The sequence below is a fragment of the Ectothiorhodospira lacustris genome (genome assembly GCF_022227785.1).
GTDB lineage: Bacteria > Pseudomonadota > Gammaproteobacteria > Ectothiorhodospirales > Ectothiorhodospiraceae > Ectothiorhodospira > Ectothiorhodospira lacustris.
This window is the reverse complement of the sequence record NZ_JAJNQM010000012.1, coordinates 39803-56589: the sequence shown is the minus strand read 5'-3', so window position 1 is coordinate 56589 and position 16787 is coordinate 39803. Positions and strand designations below refer to the sequence as shown.

General features: G+C 62.1%; 11 protein-coding genes and 1 tRNA gene. 6 read left to right on the top strand and 6 right to left on the bottom strand.

From position 1 onward, the window contains the following. Nucleotides 1-3286: EAL domain-containing protein (locus LQ952_RS04150; RefSeq protein ID WP_238621396.1), on the top strand; the 3286-nt coding region annotated here is incomplete at its 5' end. Between the two features lie 8 nt (nucleotides 3287-3294). Here LQ952_RS04150 and LQ952_RS04145 read toward each other — a convergent pair. Both LQ952_RS04145 and LQ952_RS04140 read right to left on the bottom strand, forming a co-directional pair. Next, nucleotides 3295-6420: a chemotaxis protein CheB gene (locus LQ952_RS04145; RefSeq protein WP_238621395.1), complete on the bottom strand. Its 3126-nt coding sequence runs from the start codon at nucleotides 6418-6420 to the stop codon at nucleotides 3295-3297. Nucleotides 6421-6595: 175 nt separating this feature from the next. Beyond that, nucleotides 6596-6685 (bottom strand) — tRNA-Ser (locus LQ952_RS04140). A gap of 99 nt (nucleotides 6686-6784) precedes the next feature. Here LQ952_RS04140 and mltF point away from each other — a divergent pair. After that, a complete protein-coding gene (gene mltF, locus LQ952_RS04135; protein ID WP_238621394.1) occupies nucleotides 6785-8257 on the top strand; it encodes a membrane-bound lytic murein transglycosylase MltF in 1473 nt (490 codons plus the stop codon). Here mltF and tadA read toward each other — a convergent pair. Next, nucleotides 8240-8737: a tRNA adenosine(34) deaminase TadA gene (gene tadA, locus LQ952_RS04130; protein ID WP_255722475.1), complete on the bottom strand. Its 498-nt coding sequence runs from the start codon at nucleotides 8735-8737 to the stop codon at nucleotides 8240-8242. The two genes, mltF and tadA, sit on opposite strands and share 18 nt — an antisense overlap. A 73-nt stretch (nucleotides 8738-8810) precedes the next feature. Here tadA and LQ952_RS04125 point away from each other — a divergent pair, with 73 nt between their 5' ends. Next, entirely contained in the window at nucleotides 8811-9674 is an 864-nt protein-coding gene (locus LQ952_RS04125; protein ID WP_238621392.1) for an HDOD domain-containing protein, read from the top strand. 21 nt (nucleotides 9675-9695) lie between these two features. Here LQ952_RS04125 and guaA read toward each other — a convergent pair whose 3' ends face one another. Together guaA and guaB are read right to left on the bottom strand one after the other, a co-directional pair. Then, on the bottom strand, nucleotides 9696-11282 hold the full coding sequence (gene guaA / locus LQ952_RS04120; protein ID WP_238621391.1) for a glutamine-hydrolyzing GMP synthase: 1587 nt from the start codon (nucleotides 11280-11282) through the stop codon (nucleotides 9696-9698). A 5-nt stretch (nucleotides 11283-11287) separates the two neighbouring features. Then, nucleotides 11288-12748: an IMP dehydrogenase gene (gene guaB, locus LQ952_RS04115; RefSeq protein ID WP_238621390.1), complete on the bottom strand. Its 1461-nt coding sequence runs from the start codon at nucleotides 12746-12748 to the stop codon at nucleotides 11288-11290. A gap of 152 nt (nucleotides 12749-12900) precedes the next feature. Here guaB and xseA point away from each other — a divergent pair, with 152 nt between their 5' ends. Then, a complete protein-coding gene (gene xseA / locus LQ952_RS04110) occupies nucleotides 12901-14235 on the top strand; it encodes an exodeoxyribonuclease VII large subunit (protein WP_238621389.1) in 1335 nt (444 codons plus the stop codon). Between the two features lie 178 nt (nucleotides 14236-14413). Here xseA and LQ952_RS04105 read toward each other — a convergent pair whose 3' ends face one another. Next, complete coding sequence (locus LQ952_RS04105; protein WP_238621388.1) at nucleotides 14414-15190, bottom strand: HAD family hydrolase; 777 nt, start codon at nucleotides 15188-15190, stop codon at nucleotides 14414-14416. Nucleotides 15191-15316: 126 nt separating this feature from the next. Here LQ952_RS04105 and dksA point away from each other — a divergent pair, with 126 nt between their 5' ends. Continuing rightward, a complete protein-coding gene (gene dksA / locus LQ952_RS04100) occupies nucleotides 15317-15772 on the top strand; it encodes an RNA polymerase-binding protein DksA (protein WP_238621387.1) in 456 nt (151 codons plus the stop codon). A gap of 95 nt (nucleotides 15773-15867) precedes the next feature. Beyond that, the gene (gene gluQRS, locus LQ952_RS04095; RefSeq protein ID WP_238621386.1) at nucleotides 15868-16728 is read left to right on the top strand and encodes a tRNA glutamyl-Q(34) synthetase GluQRS; all 861 of its coding nucleotides are present in this window, start codon (nucleotides 15868-15870) and stop codon (nucleotides 16726-16728) included. Nucleotides 16729-16787 lie beyond the last annotated feature (59 nt).

Below are 16787 nucleotides of genomic sequence, written 5' to 3'. Positions count from 1 at the left end.
TGGCCTGATTCTGGACTCCAACGACCAGGCGCATCGACTACTGGGCTTGCGGACCAACCAGCTGCGTCGCTATTTCCTGCGTCGGCTGATCCCCAAAGAGGAAGAACGCAGCCTCCATCAGGCCCTGCTTCGCGCTGAAGAAAAGGGTCACCATATCGTTGAACACATGGACTTTATCCGCCCGGAGGGTGACTCCTTCATGGCGGAACTCCACCTTGCGCGACTCCCCGGCCGGGACGGCAATACCCATGAGTTCGTCTGCGCCGTGGTGGACCTGACGGAACATGTCCGTCACGAGATGGAAATCTCTCTGGCCCATGACGAACTGCGCAAAAGTGAAGCCCGCTACAAGATCCTGGCAGACTACTCTCCGGTATGGGATTACTGGCTGGGAGCGGACGGCCGCTACCGTTATGTATCCCCGGGATGCCTTGAGATCAGCGGCTATCAGCCCGAAGTCTTCATGAAAAATCCCCGCATGATGGATCAGATCCTGATCCCTTCCGATCTTTCCCGCTGGATTGCCCATCAGGCAAATATCAGGCATTCACAGGGACGGGTCTCCGCCTGCAACATGGAACTGCGCATTCGCCATGCCGACGGAGACATCCGCTGGATCGAGCACGAATGCCAGCCCGTCATCGGCGAGGATGGCCAATATCAGGGTAGAAGAGGCGTCAATCGGGATATTACCGAACGCAAGCGGGCAGAAATGCAAGTGGCTCAGATCAGCATGCTCTATGCCACCCTGAGCGCGGTCAATCAGGCCATCGTGCGCATCGAGGACGAACAGCTGCTGCTGGATAATCTGACCCGTATCGCCGTGGATTACGGCCGTTTCAATGCCTGTGTCATCAGCCTGTGTCCGGAACCCGGGGCAGATCCGGTGCCCAAGTCCTTCAACGGTTTAACACCGCAGCAATGCCGCTCCATGCCGCTCATGGAGGCTTGGCGCACCATCAACCGCCAGCCTTACGTCTACGCCCACCGCGATGACCCGGACGCCCCGCCCCAGTGGCGAGCCTGGGCCCAGCTCAACGGTGTCCACACCTTCGGGCATTACCCGCTCATGCGGGAATACCGCTTGGTCGGCATCGCCAGTTTCATGTCGGACACGGCGGAGAGTTTTACCCCACAGATCGACCGCCTGGTACAGGACATCACTGAAGATTTTTCCTATGCCCTGCAGCATCTGGCTCTGGAACAGAAGCGGCGGGCCACCGAAGCCGCTTTGCAGGAAAGCGAATCCCGCTACCGCAGCCTGTTCGAAAACAGCCACTCCGTCATGCTGCTGATCGATCCTGAAGACGGACGTATCGTGGATGCCAATCCCGGTGCCTGCCAGTTCTACGGCTGGGACCGAGCAGCCCTCTCGAAAAAGTGCTTTACCGACATCACGACCCAAGCCCCCGGGGAAACCAGGATTCAGCCGGCTCACCTGTCCCTGGAAAAACAGGAGCATTTAAGAGATACCCATCGCCTGGCCTGCGGGGAACTGCGGCAGGTCGAGATCTATACCGGGATGATTCAGGTCAAAGGCAGGAATCTGCTCCATGCCGTCGTACATGATATTACCGAAAGAATCCGCATCGAAGAGCGCCTGCGACTGGCAGATCGAGTGTTTCAGGCGGCAGCAGAAGGCATCATGGTCACGGATGTGCAACGGCGCATCGTGGCGGTCAACCCCGCCTTCACCGAGATCACCGGCTATTCGGAGCAGGAAGCCCTCGGCCATACACCGGCCTTGCTCAAATCGGGCAAACATGACGAAGGCTTCTACGAAGCCCTCATGCGGCAACTGCATGACTCCGGCACCTGGCGGGGAGAAGTCTGGAACAAACGTAAGGACGGTACGCTCTACCCCGAATGGCTGACCATCAGCGCAGTCAGGGATGACCAGGGCGAGATCACCCACTATGTGGGTGTGTTCAGCGATATCGGTCAGGTCAAGGAAGCCCAGAAACAGCTGGAGTTCATGGCCCATTTCGATCCTCTTACCGGCTTGGCCAATCGGGTCCTGCTCAAGGATCGCCTGAGCCACAGTCTGCTCAGAGCGCAGCGCCAGGGCAATACCCTGGCCCTGCTGTTCATCGATCTGGATCGATTCAAGACCATCAACGACACCCTGGGACATAGCCTGGGGGATCGTCTGTTGCAGACCGTTGCCAAGCGCATGGCCGATAACGTGCGCGCCTCGGACACGCTGGCACGACTGGGGGGAGATGAATTCGTGCTGCTCCTGGAAAACGATGCCTCCATGGCCAACATCCAGACCCTGTGCCAGAAAATTCTCGGCGTGCTGGCAGTCCCCATCAAACTGGATGAACACGAAGTGATCGTCACCGCCAGCATCGGCGTTGCGGTCTATCCGGAAGATGGGCGGGATGCGGACACCCTGCTCAAGCACGCAGACCTGGCCATGTATCAGGCCAAGAGCGACGGACGCAATGACTACCACTTCTTTGCCCCCAACCTCTCGGCGGGCGTCCTGGAAAGGCTGAAACTGGAGGCCGCCCTGCGCGGCGCCTGTTCCCGCAACGAACTGATCCTTCATTATCAGCCGCAGATTGAACTTAACACTCAAGGCTTCCTGGGTGTTGAAGCACTGGTGCGATGGCACCACCCCAGCCTGGGCATGACGGGTCCTGCGGACTTCATCCCACTGGCGGAAGATATCGGCATCATCGGCGAGATCGGCAACTGGGTCCTGAGAAATGCCTGCCGACAAATGAGCCTGTGGCGCAGGGAAGGCATTGACGTACCTCAGGTCGCCGTCAACCTGTCTGTCCAACAACTGGAACGGGACGCTCTGGTGACCCAGGTCAAGCAAGCATTGGCTGACTTTGATCTCCCGGCCCAATGCCTGGAACTGGAAGTCACGGAATCCCTGATCATGCGAGCCCCTGAAAAGACCCTGAGCGTATTACAGGAACTCAAGTCGCTTGGGGTCAAACTGGCGGTTGATGACTTCGGCATCGGTTATTCATGCCTGTCATATCTGAAGCGTCTGCCCCTGGACCGGATCAAGATCGACCAGTCCTTCGTCCATGACGTAGGGCGTGACACCAATGACGAAACCATCGTCCGGGCCATCATCGGCCTGGGCAGGAGCCTGGGACTGGAGACCGTGGCGGAAGGCATCGAGGAGGAACGTCAGCTGAACTTCCTGCTCAAGGAAGGATGCCTGGCAGGCCAAGGCTACTTGTTCAGCAGGCCCCTGTCCGCCGAAGCCCTGATCCTGCAGTGGAGAGACCGGATCCCGACTCAGGGCACCCAGCCACACTGACGCCATTGCTACCCCTGCGTTTCCGCAGAATCCTCCTCCCGCCCGACTATCCAGTCCGTAATCTCCAAATGGCTGACAATCGCCCCGCCGTCCGGATGACGCAGCTTACCGGCATGCATCAGAAACCAGCGTTGCCTATCCAGTGAATGGCAGGGATACTCGAAACCGAAACCTTCCAGTTTGCCTTTGAGCAACCCCTGCAAACCTTGCAGTGCCTTGCGGGCATAGAACGCCTCCTGACCGCCCACATCATCCGCCATCTTGCAGGCATCCAGATAATTGGCGCCCACTCCGAAAGCCCTGAGCGTCCGGTCATCGTGCCTTTCCGCAAAGGTGTGCCAGGCCTTGTTGATCATCAAAACGATCCCGTCATTGTCGATCACGGCCACCTGGTGATCGAGAGAGTCCAGCACGGCCTGCAACAGGGCCACATCCCGGACGGACGTAATATCCACCAGAGTGATCACGGCTCCCCGGGTGGAAGCCCCCTGCAGCGTGTAAGGCAGAATACGAAGCAGGTAATGGCGCCCCGATTCCGAGTTGACCTCGTGCTCCTGCATTCCGCCTTCACGCAGGCTGGTGCGCAGGTCATGCATGAGCCCCGGGTAATGCAGGGAATGGGTGAAATCATCGATGGGCCGCCCTACATCCCCGTCCCGGATCTTGAAGATCTGCGTCGCCTCCGGGGTGAAACGGGTAATGCGCATGGACTCATCCAGGAATAAGGTGGCGATGGATGCCGCCTTGGCCATGCCGTCCAGGTCGGCATTGAGCCGGTTGAGTATCTGGATCTTTTCCTGGTTTTCCGCGTTGACCGTATAGAGCTCTTCGTTGACGGACTGAAGTTCTTCGTTGGAACTTTGCAACTCCTCATTGGCGGCCATCATCTCCTCGTTGGTGGCCTGGAGCTCCTCATTGGACGCTTCCAACTCCTCGATGGTGGCCTGGAGGCTTTCCCGGGTCGCTGCCAGCTCCTGCTCCAGGGACTGGATACGTTCCATCGCTTCCGCATTCACATCCAGGGGCGGGGCACCATCCGACAGGTTGGCATTGCCGGTATCCAGGGGCTCAAAGGACAACAGCATGAACACAGCACTGCGATCATCGCCCACCAGCGGCTGGGCTGAGATGCACAATCGCTGCGATGACCCGTCAGGCAGCCTGAAGGTACTGGCCTCGGAGCGGACCGGCTCACGACTCTTGGCAGCGCGCCGCAACAACGCCTGAGCCACCGGCACGATACCGCTTGGCAACAACTTGGATATCTCCAACGAAATGCTACCGGAGGGAAAGTGCAGATAGCGCTGAGCCAAACCGAAGATATGGACCAACTCCATGGTCTCGGACAGCAGGATGCTTGGCGGTGCATGATCGCGCAGCAGCTGCTGCTGGGCCGCATCGATGGCAGAGGCATCCAGGCTCTGTCCCACCTGGGCACCCACCAGGCGCCGTCCCCGGCTCGACGATGGCCGGCGCGAACTCAGGAGCGAGGAACCGGAATGGGATTCCAGCGGCAAGGTGGTACTGCGCAGCATCTGGAATAACTTGTGTTTGCTGTTCACCGGGGTGAAATCCGAACTCAGGCCCGCCAGAGATTCACTGCTGCCCAGGAACAGATACCCGCCGGGAGCCAGGGCATACTGGAAGCGGCGCAGGGCGCGTTCCTGGGCTCCGGGCACGAAATAGATCAGGACATTACGGCAGGACACCATATCCATGCGTGTGAACGGCGGGTCTTCCAGCAGATTGTGGCGGGCAAAGACCAGCGTCTGCCGCAGATCGGGCTTGACCACGAAATGGCTGCCACGCTTGATGAAGAAACGCTCCAACCGTTCGGGAGACACTTCGGCCATGATGGCCTCGGAAAAGGTGCCGGCACTGGCGGCGTCCACATTTTTCTGTTCTACATCCGTGGCGAAGATCTTGATATCCGGCCAGCGCCGAGCGCGATCAAAGGCCTCGGCAAACAGGATGGCGATGGAATAGGCCTCTTCACCGGTGGACATCCCCGCTACCCACACCCGGATGGGATGAGAGGTGGAAGCCTGCTGCACGATCTGCTCCACCGCCTTGGAGGCGATGGTATCAAAGGCCTCCGGATCACGGAAAAAGTTGGTCACCGGGATGAGGATCTCACGGCGCAGCACCGATACCTCACCGGCATCGTTCTCCAGCAGTTCCAGGTAACGCTCGAAATCCGGCACGTGACGGACCTGCATGCGGCGCTCGATGCGCCTGAGTACCGTGGCCGGCTTGTACTCCCGAAAATTCACGCCGCCATGGTTATGCAGGAGGTGAAAGATGCCTTCCAGGGCCGAGCTGTTATCCAGGTCCGTGGCCATCCTGGGAGGGGGACCCACTCGGGTTTCCGGCTTTTGCAGGATGTGGTCCTTGATCCGTCGCCCCAGGGTTTCCGCCGGCAGGATCTCATCCACCAGCCCGGTGGCAATGACACTGCGGGGCATGCCGTCGAACTTGGCGCTTTCCGGGTCCTGGGCCAGCAGCAGGCCGCCGGCATCATTGATGGCCACCGATCCGCGTGTCCCGTCCGAACCCGTACCGGAGAGGATCACGCCGATGCAACAATCCCGAAACTCCCGGGCCAGGGAGGAGAAAAACAGGTCGATGGGCAGAGACAGCGCCTTGGGATTCTTCGGGCTCAGTCGCAACTGCCCCTCGGAAATGGTCATCAGATTGCCCGGCGGGATCAGATAGATGGTTTCCGCCTCGATCTCCATGGCATCCCGAACAGTCACCACCGGCATGCTGGTATGGCGGGCCAGCAGGTTGGCCATCAGGCTCTTGTGGTCGGGAGAGAGATGCTGCACCACCACAAAAGCGGCCCCCGTCCCCGTGGGCATGGCGTCAAAGAGCTGTTCCAGGGCTTCCAGGCCGCCGGCTGACGCCCCGATACCGACCACATGGCCGGAGAAATCGCTCCGGATCACTGCCGGCTCCCCGGAGCCCTCGCGCGCTTCAGGATCGTCCTCCCGCCCATCCTGGTCACTGGCATTCGGCATCTTGTTCTGCAACACCTCCGCCATGCCCATCTCCGCATCCGCAACATCATCGTCATGCTCGCTGCCGGTATCCGCGGATAGAGAATCCGGCAAGGCGTCTTTGTTCCGGGTCATGGGGTTCCTTTGCAGGATCGGGAGGACTCATGGGGGATTGTAGTGCATGGCAGCACGACTTCAGAACCGCCGGGCCGGGAGGAAAGCAAGAAACGGGGGAGGCGTTGGCAAAACGCAAAAAAAAACCCGGCAAGGCCGTACACATGAAGGCCTTGCCGGGTGATGAACATTTATCTGGCGGAGAGGGAGGGATTCGAACCCTCGGTACTCTTGCGAGTACAACGGTTTTCGAGACCGCCCCGTTCGACCACTCCGGCACCTCTCCAATAGGTCGAAAAGTTACCGATAAGGCGCAGGAACATCACCATGCGGCCTGACGGTAAAGTGGGCTATCATAGCCGATTCCAATATTTTTTTTAAGCCCTTGAAACGTCGACGCCCCCGATGGACGCTGAACCAGCGCCTGGAAGCCCTCGCCTTTGTGCTGATGCTGACGCTGATCCTGCTATTTACCTTCATGCGGCCGATGACGGAACTGGAGCGGACGCTCGTGCGCGGCGAACTGGTGGTGGCCACCCGCATCAGTACCACCACCTACCAGCCATGGTCCGAAGGTTCCGACGGGCTGGAGTATGATCTGACCACCGCCTTTGCCGACAGCCTGGGCGTGCGCCTCAAACTGGTCGTCCCTGGACGATTCGATGAGATCCTGCCCATGGTCGCCGGCGGCCGGGTAGACATGGCTGCGGCCGGCATCACGATGACGCGCGCCCGTCTCGGGGAGGTCCGGTTCGGCCCTGCCTACCATCAGGTCACGGAACAGGTGGTCTATCGCAGCGGCGAACCTGCTCCCGAGTCACTGGACGAGTTGCAACAGCATCCACTGACCGTCATTGCCGGCAGCAGTCATGTGGAAACCCTGGCGATGCTCAGACGCCAATACCCCGACCTACAGTGGGAAGAACTGGCGGGCATCACCCCCGAGGAACTGCTCAGGCAGGTCTGGGAAGGCAAGGTGGCACTGGCCGTCGCCGACTCCATTGAGCTGGCCTCCATGCGCCGATTCTATCCGGAGCTACGCGCCGCCATGGACCTGTCCGAACCCCACTTTCTGGCCTGGGCCTTCCCCAGACACAAGGATCGGACCCTGATCCAGGCCGCAGAACGATTCTTCGAAGCATATGCCGCCGACGGCCGGCTGGCCCAGCTGCTGGAACGTCACTACGGCCACATGGAGGTGCTGGACTATCCGGGCATCCTCACGTTCATGAATCGCATTCGCGAGCGCCTGCCCCGCCACGAGCCCTTGTTTCGCGAGGCGGCCGAGTACTATGACGTGGACTGGAGACTGCTGGCCGCCATCAGTTACCAGGAATCCCACTGGAACCCCAACGCTGTTTCCAGAACCGGGGTACGGGGCCTCATGATGCTGACCCAGGCCACCGCAGGCCAGCTCGGTGTCCAGGACCGGACCGACCCCAGGGAATCGGTGTTCGGCGGCGCCGAATATTTCATGAATCTCCATGAGCGCCTGCCCATGGGCATTAGCGAGCCGGATCGCACCTGGATGGCCCTGGCAGCCTATAACGTCGGCATGGGCCATCTGCATGACGCCAGGCGCATCACCCGCGCACAGGACAAGGACCCGGACCGATGGATCGATGTCATGGAGCATCTGCCCCTGCTGAGCCAGCCGAACTGGTACAGCAATACCCGCTATGGCTATGCCAGGGGCTGGGAGCCGGTGCAGTACGTGCAGAACATCCGCGGGTTCTACGACATCCTCACCTGGTTCACCACGCCGGAACAGAGCCGCGAGCAGAGGCCACCATCGGACTCTGCCCCGCCCGCCACTCACCCGCCGGATCCCCTGGAGATATTACCCCTCGGACTGTGATCCTGATCTATCTGTCCCATTCCCGTTTCTGCGGGCACGAAAAAAAGACCTGAGGCACTCACCGCAGACTTCCGCCATCACACCACCCGTCACCGCCATCGCATGGTTGTAAAGGGGTAGATCCAGCGCATCGGCAGCCCCCCCGAGCGCCCCGGTCTTGGGATCGTGGGCACCGAACACCACCCGCCCCACCCGGGCATGCACCATCGCCCCCAGACACATGATGCAGGGTTCCAGGGTCACATACAGGGTCGTTCCGGGTAGACGGTAATTACCCGCTGCCGCGGCAGCGGCCCGCAAGGCCTGGATCTCCGCATGAGCTGTGGGATCGCACAGGGCGATAGGACGATTCCTGCCCTCTCCCAGCACCTGTCCGTCCTTGACCAGCACGGCACCGACGGGGACTTCTCCCTCATCGGCGGACTGTTCGGCCAGCGCCAGCGCCCGTGCCATCCAGTATTGATCCTGCTTTAAGACCATATCACCCCACACGCGCCTGGAGCGCAGTTATGTCATACTGGAATCCCTTGTCACTCTCCTCCGCCTGCCCCACGTGAACAAGCGTCTCGACCCCAAAGAAATCGTTGACGAGTTCATCAGCGATCTGCGCCAGGACCTGCAGAACAACGGGATACAGATCCCCACCTTGCCAGACATTTCCATTCAGGCACTGTTCACTATCAACCGGGACGACAGCTCCATCGACGAAATCACCGCCGTGGTGGCCCGGGACACCGCCATGGCCGCCCGACTGATCCGTTACGCCAACAGTCCCATCTACCGGGGACTGAGCCGCTGCACCACCATCAAGTCGGCCATCACCCGGTTAGGCCTTGAGAAGACCAAGAATGTGGTATTGACCCTGGCCATGCGTGACGTCTTCAACACCGGACACCGGGGCATTCGCAGCCGCATGGAAACACTGTGGAGTCACAGCGTGGAGGTGGCCATCATCAGTTCCCTGCTGGCCTGGCAACACCGCCATCTGGATCAGGAAGTGGCCCTGCTGGCAGGACTGGTCCATGACGTGGGTATCATCCCGATCCTCAATAAGGCCAAGAATATCGACGTGATCGTGGAAAACGAAAAGTACCTGGACATGATCATTTCCAGCCTGCACATGAGCGTGGGCCGCGCCATCCTCAAGGCCTGGAACTTTGACCAGCAGATGATCGACGTGGCGGCCGAACACGACAACCTGAAACGGGACCCCGGTGACGACGTCCCCATCGACTATGTGGACATCGTCCAGGCCGCCAATATCGAAAGCTACCAGTCTACCGGCCATCGCCTGGCCAAGGTCGATCGCCTGAGTGTCCCATCACTCAGGCGCCTGGGCTGCACCCCCGAAGATCCCACCCTGCACTGGGACGCCGATCAGGCGGCCATGGAGCAGGTGAGCCGGATCTTCATGTAGGACCCGGCCCTTTCCGCGGAATCACTCCCACTCAATCGTCGCCGGCGGCTTGCCGGAGATGTCGTAAACCACGCGGGAAATGCCCTTCACTTCATTGATGATGCGCCGCGAGACCTTGTCCAGGAACTCGTAGGGCAGGTGCGCCCAGCGGGCGGTCATGAAGTCGATGGTCTCAACGGCGCGCAGGGCCACCACATAGTCATAGCGGCGACCGTCCCCCATCACACCGACGGATTTCACCGGCAAAAAGACCGCGAAGGCCTGGGAAACCTGGTCATACAGGCCGGCACCGCGCAGCTCCTCAATGAAGATGTGATCCGCCTGGCGCAGCAGGTCCGCGTAGGGCTTGCTCACTTCGCCCAGGATGCGTACCCCCAGGCCCGGCCCCGGGAAGGGATGCCGATAGACCATCTCGGACGGCAGTCCCAACTCCACGCCGATGCGGCGCACCTCGTCCTTGAACAGTTCCCGCAACGGCTCCACCAGACCCATCTTCATGGTCTCCGGCAGGCCGCCCACGTTGTGGTGAGATTTGATCACATGGGCCTTGCCGGTCTTGGAACCGGCGGACTCGATCACATCGGGATAGATGGTGCCCTGGGCCAGCCAGCGGGCATTCTTGAGCTTGGCGGCCTCTTCGTCAAAGACCTCCACGAACAGACGCCCGATGATCTTGCGCTTGGCCTCGGGGTCCGACTCCCCCGCCAGGGCCTTGAGGAAACGTGCTTCCGCGTCCACCCGGATCACCCGCACGCCCATGTGACGGGCAAAGGTGGCCATGACCTGATCCCCTTCATGGAGACGCAAAAGGCCGGTATCGACGAACACGCAGGTGAGCTGGTCGCCGATGGCCTTGTGCAGCAAAGCACCCACCACGGAGGAATCCACGCCGCCGGACAGGCCCAGGATGACCTCGTCGGTGCCCACCTGTTCCCGCACCCGTTGAGTCATGTCGTCAATGATGTTGCTGGCGGTCCAGAGGTTCTCGCAACCGCAGATCTCATGAACGAACCGGGACAGGATGCGCTGTCCCTGACGGGTATGGGTCACCTCGGGATGGAACTGGACGCCGTAGAAGCGGCGCGCCTCATCGGCCATGCCGGCCATGGGGGCCGAGTCCGTGGAGGCCATCAGGGAAAAGCCTTCAGGCAAGGCGCAGACCCGGTCACCATGAGACATCCAGACATCCAGCAGGCCGTGGCCCTCCGGGCTGGTATGGTCCTCGATGTCCGTGAGCAGGCGGGTATGACCATGGGCCCGGACCTGGGCATAGCCGAATTCCCGGTGGTCGGAGCTTTCCACACGCCCGCCAAGCTGGGCCGCCATGGTCTGCATGCCGTAACAGATGCCCAGCACCGGCACCCCCAGTTCGAACACGCACTGGGGGGCTCGCGGCGGGTCACTTTCGATGACGGACTCCGGACCACCGGAGAGGATGATGCCGCTGGGGTTGAAGTCGCGCACGGCGGCGGCGTCCATGTCCCAGGGGTGAATCTCGGAATAGACCCCGGACTCACGCACCCGCCGGGCGATGAGCTGGGTGTACTGGGAGCCGAAATCGATGATGAGAATACGATGGGCGTGAATATCCGGGGCAGACAGGGGCATCTTTTTCAATCCATCCGGTAGTTGGGGGCTTCCTTGGTGATGGTCACGTCATGGACGTGACTCTCACGCATCCCCGCCGAGGTGACCCGCACGAAACCGGGACGGGTTCGCATTTCCTCGATGTTGCTGCAACCCACATAGCCCATGGAGGAACGCAGCCCGCCCACCAGCTGATGGATGATGGCCACGATGGTGCCCTTGTAGGGGACGCGGCCCTCGATGCCTTCCGGCACCAGCTTGTCCACCACGCCGCTGCTTTCCTGGAAGTAACGATCCGAGGAGCCCTGCTGCATGGCACCCAGGGAGCCCATGCCCCGGTAGGACTTGTAGGAACGGCCCTGATAGAGTTCGACTTCACCAGGGGCCTCCTCGGTACCGGCAAACAGGCTGCCCAGCATGACGCAGTGGGCGCCGCCGGCGATGGCCTTGGCAAAGTCACCGGAGAAGCGCACGCCGCCATCGGCGATCAGGGGTACCCCCGTGCCTTCCAGGGCCTGACGCACGTTGTCGATGGCGGTCATCTGGGGCACACCCACGCCGGCGACGATGCGGGTGGTGCAGATGGAACCAGGCCCGATACCCACCTTCACGGCATCCGCGCCCGCTGCCACCAAGGCACGGGCGGCCTCGGCTGTGGCGATGTTGCCACCGATGACCTGGACGTCCGGATAGGTTTTCTTCACCCAGGCCACCCGGTCGAGCACGCCCTGGGAATGGCCGTGGGCGGTATCCACCACGACCACGTCCACCCCGGCTTCCACCAACGCGGCACAGCGCTCCTCGGTACCGGCACCCACGCCCAGGGCCGCCCCCACCCGCAGACGACCCCGATCGTCCTTGCAGGCACTGGGGAAGTCGGTGGATTTCTGGATGTCCTTGACGGTGATCATGCCCCGCAGGTGGAACGCATCGTTCACCACCAGCACCTTCTCGATGCGGTGCTTGTGCAGCAAATTCTGGACCTCTTCCCTGCCGGCCCCTTCACGGACGGTGACCAGGCGGTCCTTGGGCGTCATGATCTCGGATACCGGGGAATCCATGCGGGTCTCGAAGCGCAGGTCGCGACTGGTGACGATACCCACCAGATCGACCCCCTTGACCACGGGGACACCGGAGATGGAGTTGGCGCGGGTGATGGCCAGCACATCACGGATGCTGGTGTCCGGGGTGACGGTGATGGGGTCGCTGATGACGCCGCTTTCATATTTCTTGACCAGACGCACCTGCTGGGCCTGGGCATCGATGCTCATGTTCTTGTGCACGATACCGATGCCCCCCTCCTGGGCGATGGCGATGGCCAGGCGGGCCTCGGTGACCGTATCCATGGCAGCGGAAACCAGAGGGATGTTCAGGGTGATGTCGCGGGTGAGGCGAGTGGAGAGGTCCACGTCTCTGGGAAGCACCGCCGAATGGGCGGGGACCAGGAGGACGTCGTCGAAGGTGAGGGCTTCCTGGACGATGCGCATGATATTTCTCGGGGGGAGGTATTGGTTAATCGGACGATTATAGAGGGGCACCCGGGTGGGGTAAACCCGACCAGGCCTGTGGGGACTAGATATGATGCCGGTTTCCGTGGCATGGTTCCCGGTTATTTTCCTCAACCACGGAGCGCCTGCCCTTGCCTGACCAGGTCCCGGAACCAGAGATTTACAGTGTCTCCCGCCTGAACCAGACGGTGCAGGAGCACCTTGAAAGCGGTTTTGCCTTGTTGTGGGTGGAAGGCGAACTGTCCAATCTGGCGCGCCCCGCCTCCGGACACTGGTATTTTTCTCTCAAGGACGCAGGGGCCCAGGTGCGCTGTGCCCTGTTTCGCAACCGGGCCCAGGGGGTGCGATTCCGCCCCCGGGACGGCATGCAGGTACTGGCCCGTGCCAGGATCAGCCTCTATGTCCCACGGGGTGACTATCAGCTCATCGTCGAGCATCTGGAGGAAGCCGGTGACGGCGCCCTGCGACGGTCCTTCGAGGCCCTGCACCGCAAGCTTGAGGCGGAAGGGTTGTTCGATACCGCCCTCAAACGCCCCCTGCCCCGGTTTCCCCGGCGCGTGGGGGTCATCACGTCCGCCACTGGCGCGGCGGTCAGGGATATCCTGGCGGTCCTCAAGCGCCGCTTCCCGGCCCTGCCGGTGATGATCTACCCGGTGCCCGTACAAGGGAGCGAGGCAGCACCGCGTATTGCCGCGGCCCTGGAAGCGGCCTCCGCACGGGGGGACTGTGACGTGCTGATCCTGGCCCGGGGCGGCGGCTCCCTGGAGGACCTTTGGGCCTTCAACGAGGAGATCGTGGCCCGCGCCATTCGCACCTGCACCATCCCCGTGGTCAGCGGCATCGGCCATGAAACGGATATCACCATCGCCGATTTTGCCGCCGATCAACGTGCCCCCACCCCGTCGGTGGCCGCCGAACTGGTCAGCCCCGACGGCCGTGAACTGCTGCAGCGGGTGAATCAGCTGGAGCGGCTGCTGAGTGAACGTTTTTCCCGCCGACTGCAGGCACGCAGCCAGCAACTGCAGGCCCTGGAACAACGGCTGCGGCACCAGCATCCCGAGCGGCGCCTGCGGGCCCGCGCCCAGCGCCTGGATGAGTTGGAATCAAGACTGCGCCAGGCCCTGGCACGGCGGATGCGGGAACAGCGCGCCGAACTGGCTCATCTCTGGACCCGTCTGGGGCGATGTTCTCCCCAAGCCCGGATAACCGACATGGCGCAGCAGCGGCGGGATCTGTCCCTGCGCATGGAACGGGCCATGGCCCTGCGTCTGGAACGCCTGGATGCGCGGGTATCCCTGCAGGCCCGCACCCTGCACGCGGTGAGCCCCCTGGCTACCCTGGGGCGGGGTTACAGCATCCTGCTCAGCGCCGAGGGCCGAGCGGTGCGCGCGCCGGAGCAGGTCAAGTCCGGCGAGCGCCTGGAAGCCCACTTGGCCCAAGGCCGACTGTGGTGCCGGGTGGAATGAGCCCAGGAAATCAGTCCGTGACTGGATTCCCGCGTGCGCGGGAATGACGCCCACCTCGACGATCACGGCCAGGATCCAGCCGCTGGATTCCCGCGTGCGCGGGAATCCAGCGGCTGGTGGGCATGGGAATGATAGGGCTGGATGTGGAAATGACGGGGTTGGATACGGAAATGACGGGCTAGACGCCGGGATGACGCGAGGGAAGCAGGGAATCCAGATAACGGACATCAACAACCCCGTTTCCCGGCCCTCGTCCCCGAACAACCCGCCCGGGCATCCCCGGCTCCCCCAGATGCTCCAGCACCGCGGCGGCGCCGGAAAAATCATCCTCCACCGTATACCCACTCACGGTGATGACCGTGGTAATCGCGGCCCCCCGCGAGGCCCGCAGCCCCTGGGCGGAGTCCTCAATGGCCACGCAGGCCCGGGCTGGCAGGTCCAAATGTTCCAGAACATAGTGGTAGATATCCGATGCCGGCTTCTTCGCCGGCACCACGTCACCGGCACCGATCACCCGGAACCACCGTACCGATGCCTCCCCCAGGTTGGCTCTAAGCAACGATTTCACGTTGGTCAGCGACGTGGTGGTGGCGATTGCCAGCATCAACCCCGCCGACCGGGCTTCGTGAATGAGCCGGCAGACCCCCGGCCGCAGAGGGATCTCGCCCCGCTCCAGCATGTCCACGAAGTGCTGGGTCTTGCAGGCATGCAGATCGCCGATGAACCGGTCCAGGTCGCCGGGCGGTGTGAACCCCGGCGCAAATTCGTCCAGGTAATGGCGAATCCGCTCCTTGCCGCCAGCCACCTGCAACAACTGCCCATAGAGGGGCACGGTCCAGTCCCAGTCCAGTCCCATCTCCCGGAAAGCGGCATTGAAGGCAGGCCGATGTCCATCCTGCTCCGTATCCGCCAGGGTGCCGTCCACATCGAATATCAGGGCCTTCAGATCAGACATACCGCCTCCTCGTGGTAATCATCGTTTTGGTGGACTCTGCCGGGCGGACGCTCGGCCTTTTGCTTGCACCCGACCCGATTCTCTGGTATCTAGACTCGCCTTTTGACACTCAGGAGTTTGCGAGCGATGGCCTCCAGCAAGAGTACGCCAAACGGTTCCGGCAGTCTTTCCCAGTACGGTCAGGGTATCGCCCCCTACCAGCCGGCCGAGGGCGAGGAGTACATGTGCAAGCCCCAGAAGGATCACTTTCGCGCCATTCTGCTGGCCTGGAAGCAGGACCTGATGGAAGAAGTGGACCGCACTGTGGGCCACATGAAGGAAGACGCCGCCAACTTTGCCGACCCGGCGGACCGCGCCACCCAGGAGGAAGAATTCAGCCTGGAACTGCGCACCCGCGACCGGGAGCGCAAACTGATCCGCAAGATCGATGAAGCCCTCAAGGACATCGAAAGCGGCGACTATGGATACTGCGAGGCCTGCGGCGTGGAAATCGGTGTCCGTCGCCTGGAAGCCCGCCCCACCGCCACCCTGTGCATCGACTGCAAGACATTGCAGGAGATCAAGGAAAAGCAGATGGCCTGATGGAGCGGCCGGTCGGCGAACCGCGGCTGCAACCCTTGCCCCGTGAGCAGACGCTGCCCTGCCACGGGGCGGCCTGATTCGCCGACCGGCCACCCATGACATACGTCGGCCGTTTCGCCCCCTCCCCCACCGGCCCCCTGCACCAGGGTTCCCTGGTCGCCGCTGTCTTCTCCTTTCTGGATGCCCGCGCCCACCAGGGCACCTGGCGGGTGCGCATCGAAGACCTGGACCCACCCCGGGAACAGCCCGGCGCCGCCGACGCCATTCTGCGCACCCTGGAAGCCCATGCCCTGTACTGGGACGGGGACATCCTCTACCAGAGTACCCGCCTTGATGCCTATGCCGAGGCCATGACGGCGTTGCGCGATCGCGGGCAAGCCTACGACTGTGGCTGTACCCGCAGGGAGATCGCCGCCATCGGCCGCACCGGACTGGAAGGCCCGGTCTATCCGGGTACCTGTCGGCAGGGACTGGCACCCGGACGGTCTCCCCGTGCCCTGCGGGTATGCACCCATGACGATCCCATCGGCTTCCACGATCGTCACCACGGCCTCGTCAGCCAGCGCCTGAGCCGGGAAATCGGTGACTTCGTGATCCGTCGCGCTGACGGACTCACCGCCTATCAGCTGGCGGTAGTGGTGGATGATGCCTTCCAGGACATCACCCATGTGGTACGGGGCAGCGACCTGCTGGACTCCACTCCCCGCCAGCTCCACCTGCAGCGACTGCTGGGACTGTCCTCACCGACCTATCTGCATCACCCCCTGGTCCTGAACGGCACCGGCGACAAGCTCTCCAAGCAGACTCACGCCCCGGCGGCAGATGACACCACACCCCTGACCAACCTGGCCGCCGTCATGGATTTTCTGGATCTGCCCCTGCCCGTGGATTGGCGGGATGCTACCCCGACCGCACTACTGGAACATGCCTTGGCGCACTGGCCGTTCCGGGCCTGATGCTGGCCTGAGCCCGTCGGATGCTGCATCCTTGCGGGTTTGAAGGATCAACATCAGGC